Genomic DNA, 12,961 nt, shown 5'->3' on the forward strand with positions numbered 1-12,961 from the left:
GCCACCTTTTGCTCGTGATCACGGCGGACGGCGCCACCCTTTGCTCGTGATCACTGCGGACGGCGGTCAGCCCCGGGGCTTGAGCGGAACGCTGGGCAAAGTCGGGGCAGGAATCCAGTCACCGACATAGCCGACGACGTCACCGAATTGCGGATCGTCGCGTCCCGGCGCAGCCACCTCGGACTGCCACTGCTCGCGAAATGCGCGGATCTCGTCGTTGCTTCGACCGACGAAGTTCCACCACATCAAGATCTGCTCACCGAACGGGGTGCCGCCCAGCACCACGATCCGCGCGTCCTCGGTGCCGGGATTGTGCAGCCGCAACAGCGACCGACCCGGTGGGACGTAGCCCAGTTCGGCGCGCGCCAGTACGGTGCCTTCGAAATCGATGCTGCCCTGATCGAGGATTGCGCCGTGCTCGAACCTCGGATCGACGTCCAGCTCGACCGTCGCACCCGGCTCCACGACCACCTCAACGCCCAGCAGCGGACTGAACGTGACCACCGGCGACGTCTGCCCTGCCGTCGAGCCCAGAAAGACGCTGACACGCCCACCGTTCACCGCCACGGCCTCGGGCGCGTAGTGCTCGAACGCCGGCGGACTGTGGCGCGCATCCTCCGGCAGGGCCACCCACAGCTGCATGCCATGCAGGACCGTCGTCGCCGCGGTGGACACCTCGGAGTGCGCGATGCCCTTGCCGCCGGTCATGAGATTCAGCTCACCCGGCCGAACCATCGCGTGCGAACCGATGCTGTCGCGGTGCTCGATCTCGCCGGCAAACAACCAGCTCACAGTCTGCAAGCCGGTGTGCGGATGCGGTGCGACGCTCATGCCACCCGTCTCCGACACCAGGTCGGGGCCGTAATGATCGGCGAAACACCATGCGCCGATCAGCGATCGTTGCCGCTGCGGCAGCGTGCGTCGGACGGGCATGGCACGCAGGCCGCCCAACGGAACCTCGCGAGGAGTGAGCACCTCCACCGGCGCGGCATTGGTGGCATTTGCGACTTTCTCCTGGCAGACCACCACATCTGTTTGTGCATCGAGATTGCTCATACGGCTATTCTCCTCGGGTAGCTAGATGTGCCGCACAAATAACGGCTGGACCGGTGATTTGTAACGCGAAGCCCCTCAAAGGCGACGTCTGAGCTGATCAGGAACGTCATCCGTCGAAAGGTCTGCCATGCCGATCACCAATTTCTTCAACTTCCTTCTCGGTTTCCTTCCCGCGGGTAGCAGCGGCTACACGGTCCCCCCGCAGCTCTCCGGAAGCTGATTCACAACGGTTGTCGCCCGTCCGCACCGCTGGTGTAGGCGGGCGTTTGCCGTTTCAAGGGGCCGAGCGTCCGCGCAGTAGCTGCGCCAGATGCAGTCCGTTTGTATGCGCAAGCTGCTGGGCCTGGGTGCGGCACGAGAATCCGTCGGCCAGCAGCACCGCGTCGGCATCGGCGGAGCGGAGTGCGGGCAGGATCCCGTTCTCGGCAACCGCGACCGAAACGTCGTAGTGCCCTTGCTCCATGCCGAAGTTGCCAGCCAATCCACAGCAACCGCTGATGGTCGTCGTCTGCACACCGCAGCGGTCGAGCACTCGTTTGTCTGCGTCGAAGCCCATCACCGCGTGCTGATGGCAGTGCGGTTGCACCACCGCGCGAACGCCGTCGAGTTGGGGCGGGGTCCAGTCGGGATCGACGTCCAAGAACTCCGCCAGGGTGCGGGTGGCTGCGGCGAGGCTGTGCGCGCGTGGATCGTCCGGCAGCAGTTCGACGACGTCCGATCGCAGCACCGCGGTGCACGACGGTTCCAACCCGACGACCACGCCACCGGATTGCACATGCGCATCGAGAGCGTCGACTGTCGCGCGGAGCCGCTTCTTGGCTCCGTCGAGCTGACCGGTGCTGATCCAGGTGAGGCCGCAGCACACCGGCTTGTCGGGGATTTCGACGCTGTAGCCGGCAGCCTCGAATAGCTCGACGGCCGCAACGGCGACGTCGGGTGAGAACGCGTCGGTGAACGTATCGATCCACAGCATGACGTGGCGGCTGCCGACGGTCGGTGGTCGCTGCTTCCACCATTGTCGAAAAGTCTTGGGCGCCAGCGTCGGTACGTCGCGACGCGGATCGATCCCCGCACGCCGCATGCCGATCTTCCGCAAGGGGCCGACAGAACTCAAGAGATTGACCATCCCCGGTGCGCGTTGGGCGAGTCGGACCCAACGCGGTAGCTGACCTAGAACGTAGTGCCCGACGGGTCTGCGTCGGCCCTTGTAGCGCCGGTAGAGCGCCTCCGATTTGTAGGTCGCCATGTCGACACCCGCCGGGCAGTCGGAGCCACATGCCTTGCAGGACAGGCACAGATCGAGCGAATCGGCGAGCTCGGGTGACTCCCATCCTCCCGTCAGCGCGGAGCCGTTGATCACTTCCTGCAGCACCCGCGCGCGACCGCGGGTGCTGTCCTTCTCGTCGCGGGTGGCGAGATACGACGGACACATGAAGCCGCCCGACGCCGAATTGTCGGCACGGCATTTGCCGACGCCGACGCATCGATGAGCGGCGGTGGCGATGTCGCCCTGGTCGTGCAGGAGGGAAAAGCCCTTGGCCGAAGCAATTTTGGTGATGCCCGACAATCGTAGGTCGGCGCCGACAGGCATCGGGTCGACCAGCACGCCGGGATTCAGCAGATTTCGCGGATCGAACAGCGCCTTGAAACCGCCGAATGCCGCGATGGCCGCAGGCGAGTACATGATCGGCAACAGTTCCGAGCGTGCTCGACCGTCGCCGTGCTCACCGGACAGCGAGCCGCCGTGCTGCGCGACCAGGGTGGCGGCGTCGACGAGGAATTTCCGAAAGCGTTGCGGCGCATCGGTGATCGGCAGGTCGAGGCGGACGTGGATGCACCCGTCGCCGAAATGGCCGTACAGCAGGCCGTCGACCCGATGCTCCGCGGTGAGGTCGGCGAAGTCACGCAGGTAGGCGCCGAGCTGATCCTGCGGCACCGCGGCATCTTCCCAACCCGGCCAGGCCGGTTCGCCACTCGGCGTACGACCTGCCAGTCCTGCGCCGTCCGCACGAATCCGCCACAGTGCCGCAGCCTCGGCGGAATCGGTGACGATCCGAGAGTCGAGAGCATCCGAATTTCGACACAGTAGTGCTGCCTTCGCTGTTGCCTGAGCGGCGGTATCGGCGGCGAGTTCGACGAAAAGCCACCCAGCGCCGCGCGGCAGATCGGGCACCGGCCGATTGTGTGCGCGCACCACGTCGACGAGCCGTGAGTCGATACCCTCCACCGCGGTGGGATCGTGCTGCAGCAACGACTTGCAGTCGTCGGCGGCAACGGAAAGGTCGGGGTAGCCGAGCACGACCAACACCGTCGCGGTCGGAATGGGCACCAAATCGATTGTGGCGTCGAGGATCACGCCGCAGGTCCCTTCGGTGCCGACGAATGCCTTTGCTGGGTTTGCGCCACGCTCCGGCAGTAGGTGCTCGAGCGAATACCCGGATGCCTGCCGATCGAACCGACCCAACTCGGTGCGAATCACGCCCAGGTTGTCGCGGGTGAAGTCGGCAAGTCCGGGCACCGCGCTCAGGTCGGTGGCCAGGGCGCGTTCTGTTCCCGTGCCATCGAGAATGCGCAGCGATGCCACGTTGTCGACGGTGCGCCCCCACGCGACGGCGCGCGGGCCACACGCGTTGTTACCAATCATCCCGCCGAGTGTGCAGCGGGTCTGGGTGGACGGGTCCGGACCGAACCGGAGGCCGAACGGTGCTGCGGCACGCTGTAATTCACTGAGAACGACGCCAGGTTGCACCGTCGCGATCCTGGTCTCGGGGTCGATCCGCACCAGCGAGTTCATGTGCCGACTGAAGTCCAGCACCAATCCAGGGCCGATGGCGTTGCCTGCCACCGAGGTCCCGCCGCCGCGCGACGTGATCGGCACGCCGGAGTGCTGTGCGAACTCGACGGTGGCAGCTACGTCGTCGTCGCACCGTGGAAAGACCACGGCCTTCGGGAGCACGCGATAGTTCGATGCGTCCGAGGAATACTCGGCCCGGCGACGCAACGCGTCGTCGACCTCGCCAACGACGCGTCCGCGCAATCCGTCGAGCCAGTCAGCCATGCCTCCCACGGTAGGCGACGACGTCGCCCTACCTGGCGCAGTTCGCGTAGGCAGTGATCAGCCAACGGTCGTCCTGCTTCACCAATACCCAGGTTGCACGGGCCTTGCGTGCGTCTGCCAGGTCGGATGCGTCGGCGGCCACGATGTCGGAATCGCTGACGACTATCGCCATATTGCCGACGACGCGCACACTCAGTGGGGTGTCGATGGCCCTCGTGCCCTTCATCGGTCCTGCGAATGCCGCTGCCATGTAGGAGTGGATCGCATCGCGGTCGGCGTGGAACGTGCCGGGCATGACTGCCGTCGCATCGGTCGTGTAGTGGCTGGTGAATGCGTCCGCGTCGTTGTCGGCCCAGGCTTGATAGACCTCAGCGAGAACGTCGAGAACGGCGGTATCTTCGGTTATGGCGTTGGAGGCCATGGTCTTTCCTTTCGTCGTGGTGGTCGTTCGCGAATACATACCGAGCACGCCGCCTGGATTCATCGGTCGCGGCACAAAAAGTTTGGAGCGGATTTTCATGACGACGATCGACGCGGATTTCGAACTGCAGACCGCACCGTTTCGGCGCGAGTTGCTTGCCCACTGCTACCGCATGCTCGGATCGGTGCACGACGCCGAGGATCTGGTGCAGGAAACCCTGCTGCGTGCGTGGCGTTCGTTCGACAAGTACGACGCGAATCGCGCGTCGATGCGCACCTGGCTGTATCGGATTGCAACCAATGCCTGCATCACCGCATTGGATACTCGGTCCCGACGTCCGTTGCCGTCGGGTTTCGTCGGTGCGAGCGACGACCCGGGTGCGCCCATGGTCGCGCGAACGGAAGTGCCGTGGCTGCAACCGTTTCCGGATGTCAAGCTGCGTACCGACCCGAACGATCCGGCGTCGGTGATCGATTCGCGCGGCAGTATGCGGCTCGCGTTCGTCGCCGCGATGCAGTTCCTCCCCGCGAAACAGCGTGCGGTGCTGATCCTGCGCGACGTGCTCGACTGGTCGGCTGCGGAAGTTGCCGAGGCGCTCGACACGACTCCCACAGCGGTCAACTCCGCATTGCAGCGGGCGCGCATCGGCATGGCCGACGTGCGCGACACGGACGTCGACGAACCGGATCCCGCGCGTAGCAAGCTGCTCGAGCGATATGTCGCGGCCTTCGAGAACGCCGACCTCGATGCGTTGACCAAGTTGTTGACCGATGACGTCGTCCTCGAGATGCCGCCGGTGCTCAATTGGTACGTGGGCCGCGACGGCTACCGCGGATTCATTGCCCGCGTCTTCGAAATGCGTGGTTCGGATTGGAAGATGGTGCCGATCGCCGCGAACGGTCAGCCCGCGGTCGCGGCGTACGTTGCGCAGGACGGCGGCTACCGGCTGCATACCCTGCAGGTATTCACCACTACCGCTGCGGGCATCGCGCACACGGTGGTGTTCCAGGACGACGACGTGTTCGCCGCCTTCGACCTGCCGACGAGCTTAACGGTTTGACCTCGACCTAACTCGAGGTTCTACTGTCGGAGTCGAGTGCTGTGCTTGGTACTCGGAACTGAGGGTGGAGAAGCAACGATGAGCATGGAATCCGTCGCGTGGAATCAGCTGTACCGATCGATGAACGCGCCGAACGATCAGCGGCCGTTCACCATGGTCACGGTTCGTCGGATCGCGCGATTCGCGACACCGCACCGCAAGCAACTGCTGGGCTTTCTGCTGCTCAGCGTGGCGACGGCCGCGCTCGCGGTGGCTACCCCGGTGCTGGCAGGCCGGGTGGTCAACGCGATCATCGGCGGCGATCAGGTGCGGGTGGTTGTCGATTTGGCACTGCTGATCGCGCTGATCGCGGTCCTGGATGCGGGGCTCGGGTTGGCGACGCGGTGGCTGTCGGCCCGCATCGGTGAAGGGCTGATCCTCGATCTACGCACCGCAGTCTTCGATCACGTGCAGAAGATGCCGATCGCGTTCTTCACCCGTACGCGAACCGGCGCGCTGGTCAGCAGGCTGAACAACGACGTCATCGGTGCGCAGCGCGCGTTCTCGGACACGCTGTCCGGCGTGGTGTCCAACCTGGTGACACTGCTGCTGACGTTGGTGGTGATGATCGGCATCTCCTGGGAGGTCACCTTGCTGGCGCTGGTGTTGCTGCCGGTGTTCGTCATCCCCGCTCGCCGCATGGGTAATCGCCTCGCCGACATTCAGCGTGAAGGCGCCGATCACAACGCCGCGATGAGCACCCAGATGACCGAGCGGTTCTCCGCTCCGGGCGCGACGCTGGTGAAGCTGTTCGGCAGGCCGGACCAAGAATCCGAGGAGTTCGCCGCCCGTGCAAGCCGGGTCCGCGACATCGGCGTCCGCACGGCCATGGTGCAGACCGTGTTCGTCACGTCCCTGACCTTGGTGTCCGCGCTGGCGGTCGCCGTGGTTTACGGTCTGGGCGGCTTCTATGCGCTGCGCGGTCAGCTCGACGCCGGTGCGGTGGTAGCGCTGTCGCTGCTGCTCACGCGCCTGTACGCCCCGCTCACCGCGCTCGCCAGCGCACGGCTGGAGGTGATGAGCGCGCTGGTCAGTTTCGAGCGCGTCTTCGAGGTGTTGGACCTGAAGCCGCTGATCGAGGACAAGGCCGATGCGCGACGCGTGCCCGACGGTCCGGTGTCCATCGAGCTCGACGACGTCCACTTCGCCTACCCGTCTGCCGACAAGGTGTCGCTCGCGTCGCTGGAAGAGGTTGCGAACCTCGATACTCGCGGCGGTGTCGATGTGCTGCACGGTGTGTCGCTCACTGCCGAACCAGGGCAGGTCGTAGCGCTGGTCGGCTCGTCGGGTGCGGGAAAATCGACTATTGCGCAATTGGTTTCGCGACTCTACGACGTCGATGGCGGCGCCGTTCGCTTGGCCGGTGTCGACGTGCGCGACCTGTCGGCCGAGTCGATCCGCGCCACCGTCGGAATGGTGACCCAGGACGGGCACCTCTTCCACGAGACCATCCGTTCCAACCTGCTGCTCGCGCGACCGGAAGCAACCGACGCGGATCTGTGGGACGCGGTGAACAGGGCCCGGCTGGGCGATCTGATCAGGTCGTTGTCCGATGGATTGGAGACCGTGGTCGGCGAACGCGGCTATCGCCTCTCCGGTGGCGAGCGGCAGCGCCTCACCATCGCCCGGCTGCTGCTCAAGCGGCCGCGCGTGGTGATTCTCGACGAGGCGACGGCATCGCTCGACTCGACCAACGAGGCCGCCGTTCAGGAAGCGCTCGACGAAGCCCTCGACGGCCGCACCGCGCTGGTGATCGCGCACCGGCTGTCGACGATCCGCGCCGCCGACCTGATTCTGGTGATGGAGGACGGGCGAATAGTCGAACGCGGCACCCATGCGCAGCTGCTGGCGGCGGGAGGACGCTACGACGAGCTGTATCGGACCCAGTTCGATTCCGGGGTAACGGACGCCGTTGTTGGTTAGAACACGGTCGGCTAGAACCCGCCGTCCACCTTCACCACTGCACGGCCGGTGAACTGCCCGGCACGCACCTGATCGAGCACCGTCGTCACATCGCTGATCGGAACCTCGGTGGTAAACGCCGAAAGATGTTGCGGCCGAAGCTCACCGGAGATCCGCTCCCACAGTGCGCGACGGTGCTCGATCCCGAGCTGCACCGAGTCGATGCCGAGGAGGGCAACGCCGCGAAGGATGAACGGCAGCACAGTCGTCGGCAACGACGACCCGCCGGTCAGACCACTTGCTGCGACGGCTCCGCCGTACTTCACGGTGCTCAGCACGTACGCCAACGTGTTGCCGCCGACGCAATCCACGGCGCCTGCCCACTGCGCTTTGCCGAGCGGGCGGATCTTGGCCTCCGGATCCTCGGGCAGCCGGCCGATCACCGACGACGCACCCAGCGACGTCAGCAGTTCAGCGGCCTCGGGTTTGCCACTGGACGCGACCACCTCGAAGCCCGCGGCGGCGAGCAGGTCGACGCTGGTGCTGCCGACGCCGCCGCTGGCGCCGGTCACCAAGATCGGACCGTCGTCGGGTGTGATTCCTCGATTCAGCAGGGCCTCGACGCTGAGCGCAGCGGTGAAACCTGCTGTACCGATGGTGGCGGCGTCGCGGGCCGACAGGTCACCGAGACGCACCACCCATTCGGCGGGCACGCGCGCGAGTTCGGCGTAGCCGCCGTGGCGGGCGGTACCGATGTCGTAGCCATGCGCTACGACGCGGTCGCCCACCTCGAAATCCGCGGATTCGGAAGCGACGACCTCGCCGGCCAGGTCGATACCCGGAATGATCGGATAGTCGCGGACCACACCGCCTTTGGGCGTAACGGCTAGTGCGTCCTTGAAGTTCACACTGGAGTACGCGACCTTGATGGTCACGTCCCCCTCGGGCAGGAAACTCTCGTCGACAGACTCCTGGGCGAGCGTGACCGCCCCGTCGTTCTCCCGGGCCACCAACGCTGCGAATTGTTTGCTCACCCAACCGACCCTAGTGGTGATCCTCTTCGCCGATCCTGTGGACGTGGATCATGTTCGTCGATCCGACGGAGCCGGGAGGCGATCCCGCGACGATGACCACGAGGTCGCCACGCTGGTAACGGCTCAAGGCCAGGAGCGAGCGGTCGACCTGACGGATCATTTCGTCAGTCGAATCGACCTGGTCGACCAGGAACGTCTCGGTGCCCCAGGTCAGCGAAAGCTGATTGCGCACCAGCGGCACCGGTGTGAACGCGAGCAAGGCCAACGGGGTGTGCAAACGGGCGAGCCTGCGGACGGTGTCCCCGGACTGTGTGAAGGCGACCAAGGCCTTCGCGCCGAGTCGCTCGCCGATATCGCGTGCGGCGTAGGACAACACACCGCCCTTGGTGCGGGGCACGTGCTTGAGCGGCGGAACCACGGTGGTCTTTTCTTCCACCGCGCTGATGATGCGAGCCATGGTGCGCACCGTCTCCATCACGTGCTTGCCGACGGAGGTCTCTCCGGACAGCATCACGGCGTCGGCGCCGTCGAGGACGGCGTTGGCGACGTCGGAGGCTTCGGCCCTGGTCGGTCGCGAATTCTCGATCATCGACTCCAGCATCTGGGTGGCGACGATCACCGGTTTCGCATTTTCGCGTGCGACCTCGATGGCACGTTTTTGTGCGAGCGGCACTTCTTCGAGGGGAAGCTCGACGCCGAGATCGCCGCGAGCCACCATCACCGCGTCGAAGGCGCGGACGATGGCTTCGAGATTGTCGATGGCCTCGGGCTTCTCCAGCTTGGCGATCACGGGAACTCGGCGGCCGACGCGATCCATCACGGCGTGCACCAGATCGATGTCCGCCGCGGAGCGGACGAAGGAGAGCGCAACCAGGTCGACGCCCAGTTGCAGAGCGAACTCGAGGTCCTCGATGTCCTTCTGCGACATCGCGGGCACCGAGACGTTCATCCCGGGCAGCGAGACACCCTTGTTGTTGCTGACGGGTCCACCCTCGGTCACCCGGCAGACCACGTCGTTGCCGTCCACCTCGGTCACGACCAGCCCGATCTTGCCGTCGTCGACGAGCAGGCGATCGCCAGGCTGGGCGTCTTCGGCCAACTGCTTGTAGGTGGTCGACACGCGATCATGCGTGCCGTCGCACTCCTCGACGGTGATGCGCACGCTCTCGCCGTCGGCCCACACGGTGCTGCCCTCGGCGAAGCGACCGAGCCTGATCTTCGGGCCCTGCAGGTCGGCGAGAATTCCGACCGCCCGACCGGTCTGCTCGGATGCAGTACGTACCCGGTCGTAATTGGCTTCGTGATCGGCATGCTCACCGTGGCTGAAATTAAGCCGGGCGATGTTCATGCCGCTGTCGACGAGTTCGCGAATACGATCGCCGGTGGCCGTTGCCGGCCCGAGCGTGCAGACGATTCTCGCGCGCCTGCCCGTCGTGAGCAACGCTGCCGCGGTGGTTGGTGCTGTCTGCTTGTAGTCGGAAACTGTTGCGGTCATCTGTGTTTCACGCTCTCTGTAGTCGGTTGCGCGATTTATGCACTGCCCGTGTCGGCATACGACACGGCGGCGGCATTGACGTCGGTGATGCCGTACTTCGCGGCCGCCTCGGCGGCCTTGCTGCGATCGAGTGTGCCTGCTCGTGCTAAAGCGGAAAGCACTGCGACCGTAATGGATTGGGCGTCGACGTTGAACACTCGCCGGGCTGCTGCGCGGGTGTCGGAGAAGCCGAAGCCGTCGGTGCCGAGGGTGGTGTAGTCGCCGGGCACCCACTGGCGGATCTGATCCGGCACTGCACGCATCCAGTCGGAGGCGGCGACGAACGGACCTTCGGCCCCCGCAAGGGCGGCTGTGAGGTACGGCGTCGGAGCATCGGTGCCCGGGTCGCGCAGCGCCTGCTTCTCCACCTCGATGCCGTCGCGGCGCAGTTCGTTCCACGACGTCACCGACCACACGTCGGCGCGGACTCCCCATTCGTCGGCGAGCAGTTCCTGCGCCTTCATGCCGTCGGGAACTGTGACGCCCGAGACCAGGATCTGGGCGGTGGGAGCGGAGCCTGCGGAGTGACCCGAAGATCCGGCTCCGTCCACCGCAGGCGCGTCGGCGAACTTGTAGATGCCCTTCAAAAGACCGGTCACATCGAGGTTTTCCGGTGCGGCAGGCTGCTGATACGGCTCGTTGTAGAGGGTGATGTAGTAGAAGATATTCTCGCCACCAAAGCCCTCCACGCCGTCGGTGCCGCCGTACATCCGACGCAGGCCGTCCTTGATGATGTGCGCGACCTCGTAGCCGAACGCCGGATCATAAGTCACCGCAGCGGGATTGGTGGACGCCAACAACAACGAGTGTCCGTCGGCATGCTGCAGGCCTTCGCCGGTCAGCGTGGTGCGGCCCGCGGTGGCACCGAGGACGAAACCGCGTGCCATCTGATCGGCTGCCGCCCACAGTCCGTCGCCGGTGCGTTGGAAACCGAACATCGAATAGAAGATGTAGAGCGGGATCATCGGTTCGCCATGCGTCGAGTACGACGAGCCGACCGCCGTGAACGTCGATGTGGAGCCGGCCTCGTTGATACCCTCGTGCAAGATCTGCCCGATCGGACTTTCCTTGTACGCCAGCATCAACTCGGCGTCGACGGAGGTGTAGAGCTGGCCATTGCGGTTGTAGATCTTCAGCGACGGGAACCAGGAATCCATGCCGAAGGTACGGGCCTCGTCGGGAATGATCGGAACAATACGGCGACCGATCCCAGTGTTTTCAGCGTCACGCAACAGCTCTTTCATCACGCGAACCAACGCCATCGTCGTGGCAACTTCTTGCTTGCCCGAACCCTTCATGACGGTTGCATACGTCTTGTCGTCAGGCAGAGCGAGAGGCTTTGCCCCGGTTCGCCTTTGGGGCAGAAATCCGCCGAGTGCCTTGCGTCGGTCCAGTAGGTATTGGATCTCGGGCGCGTCCTTGCCCGGGTGGTAGTACGGCGGCAGCTTCGGATCGTTCTCCAGCTGCGCATCTGTGATGGGGATCCGCTGCATGTCGCGGAAATCCTTCAGGTCGTCCAGCGTCAGCTTCTTCATCTGGTGCGTGGCGTTGCGCGCTTCGAAATGCTTACCGAGGGTGTAGCCCTTGATGGTCTTCGCCAGAATCACCGTCGGCTGGCCCTTGTGCTCCATTGCAGCGGCGTAGGCGGCGTGCACCTTTCGGTAATCGTGGCCGCCGCGCTTGAGGTTCCAGATCTCGTCGTCGGACAAGTCCTGCACAAGAGCTTTCGTGCGCGGATCGCGGCCGAAGAAATGGTCGCGGACAAACGCGCCGTCGTTGGCCTTGTAGGTCTGGTAGTCGCCGTCGGGCGTGCTGTTCATCAGGTTGACCAACGCGCCGTCGCGATCCTTCTGCAGCAGCGCGTCCCACTCGCGGCCCCACACGACCTTGATGACGTTCCAGCCTGCACCCCGGAAGAACGATTCGAGTTCTTGAATGATCTTGCCGTTGCCGCGAACCGGTCCGTCGAGTCGTTGCAGGTTGCAGTTGATGACGAAGGTCAGGTTGTCGAGGCCCTCGGTCGCGGCGACGTGCGTCAGGCCGCGTGATTCGGGTTCGTCCATTTCGCCGTCGCCGAGGAAGGCCCAGACGTGTTGGTCTGAGGTGTCTTTGATGCCGCGGTCGTGGAGGTAGTGGTTGAACCGGGCTTGGTAGATGGCGTTCATCGGGCCGAGGCCCATGGATACCGTGGGGAACTCCCAGAAATCCTGCATCAACCGCGGATGGGGATACGACGACAACGTGCCGCCCTTGTCCTGGTGACTGTGCTCTTGGCGGAAGCCGTCCATCCGATGTTCGTCGATGCGGCCTTCGAGGAAGGCGCGGGCGTAGATACCGGGGGAGGCGTGGCCCTGGATGTAGATCTGGTCGCCGCCACCGGGATGGTCTTTGCCGCGGAAGAAGTGGTTGAAGCCGACCTCGTACAGCGCGGCCGACGACGCGTACGTCGAAATATGGCCGCCCACACCGACTCCCGGACGCTGCGCGCGATGCACCATGATCGCGGCATTCCACCGCATCCATGCCCGGTAACGACGCTCGACGGCCTCGTCGCCCGGGAACCAGGGCTCGTTCTCGGTCGGGATGGTGTTGACGTAGTCCGTCGACGTCAACGCCGGGATGGAGACGCGCTTCTCGCCTGCCCGCTCCAACATCCGCAGCATCAGATACCGCGCACGGCCGGGTCCCGACCGGTCGAGCAGGCCGTCGAACGATTCCAACCACTCGTCGGTCTCGTCGACGTCGATGTCCGGGAGATAGGACGCGACACCCTCACGGATGACGCGCACGGCCTTCGGGTTGGAGCGGGTTGTCGGTGTGCCGACTTTTTCGAACATGGGCGTGCTCCTTCTCGAGG

General features: G+C 65.0%; 8 protein-coding genes. 2 read left to right on the forward strand and 6 right to left on the reverse strand.

Annotated features, from left to right (window positions below):
* Positions 1–66 precede the first annotated feature (66 nt).
* The 3 genes from FOY51_RS17980 to FOY51_RS17990 form a co-directional block, all read right to left on the reverse strand.
* A complete protein-coding gene (locus tag FOY51_RS17980) occupies positions 67–1,056 on the reverse strand; it encodes a pirin family protein (protein WP_149431632.1) in 990 nt (329 codons plus the stop codon).
* Positions 1,057–1,330: 274 nt separating this feature from the next.
* Positions 1,331–4,114, reverse strand: a complete 2,784-nt coding sequence (locus FOY51_RS17985; RefSeq protein WP_149431633.1) for an FAD-binding and (Fe-S)-binding domain-containing protein — start codon at positions 4,112–4,114, stop codon at positions 1,331–1,333.
* Between the two features lie 28 nt (positions 4,115–4,142).
* Positions 4,143–4,535 (reverse strand): SgcJ/EcaC family oxidoreductase, encoded by a 393-nt coding sequence (locus FOY51_RS17990; protein WP_187776380.1) that lies wholly within the window; start codon positions 4,533–4,535, stop codon positions 4,143–4,145.
* Between the two features lie 97 nt (positions 4,536–4,632).
* Between FOY51_RS17990 and FOY51_RS17995 the strand changes: the two genes are divergently transcribed.
* Positions 4,633–5,595, forward strand: a complete 963-nt coding sequence (locus FOY51_RS17995; RefSeq protein ID WP_149431635.1) for a sigma-70 family RNA polymerase sigma factor — start codon at positions 4,633–4,635, stop codon at positions 5,593–5,595.
* A 78-nt stretch (positions 5,596–5,673) separates the two neighbouring features.
* Positions 5,674–7,557, forward strand: coding sequence for an ABC transporter ATP-binding protein (locus FOY51_RS18000; RefSeq protein WP_149431636.1), 1,884 nt, complete (start codon positions 5,674–5,676; stop codon positions 7,555–7,557).
* A gap of 11 nt (positions 7,558–7,568) precedes the next feature.
* Here the strand turns inward: FOY51_RS18000 and FOY51_RS18005 are convergent, their stop codons facing one another.
* Genes FOY51_RS18005 through aceE form a run of 3 tightly spaced genes read right to left on the reverse strand, consistent with a single transcriptional unit; the run spans position 7,569 to position 12,941 of the window.
* Entirely contained in the window at positions 7,569–8,570 is a 1,002-nt protein-coding gene (locus tag FOY51_RS18005) for an oxidoreductase (RefSeq protein WP_149431637.1), read from the reverse strand.
* 10 nt (positions 8,571–8,580) lie between these two features.
* A complete protein-coding gene (pyk, locus tag FOY51_RS18010; RefSeq protein WP_235916461.1) occupies positions 8,581–10,065 on the reverse strand; it encodes a pyruvate kinase in 1,485 nt (494 codons plus the stop codon).
* Between the two features lie 35 nt (positions 10,066–10,100).
* Positions 10,101–12,941 carry a pyruvate dehydrogenase (acetyl-transferring), homodimeric type gene (gene aceE / locus FOY51_RS18015; RefSeq protein WP_149431638.1) on the reverse strand — a complete coding sequence of 947 codons (2,841 nt, stop codon included), beginning with the start codon at positions 12,939–12,941 and terminating at the stop codon, positions 10,101–10,103.
* Between the last annotated feature and the right edge of the window lie 20 nt (positions 12,942–12,961).

The organism is Antrihabitans cavernicola (assembly GCF_008297975.1).
Taxonomy (GTDB): domain Bacteria; phylum Actinomycetota; class Actinomycetes; order Mycobacteriales; family Mycobacteriaceae; genus Antrihabitans; species Antrihabitans cavernicola.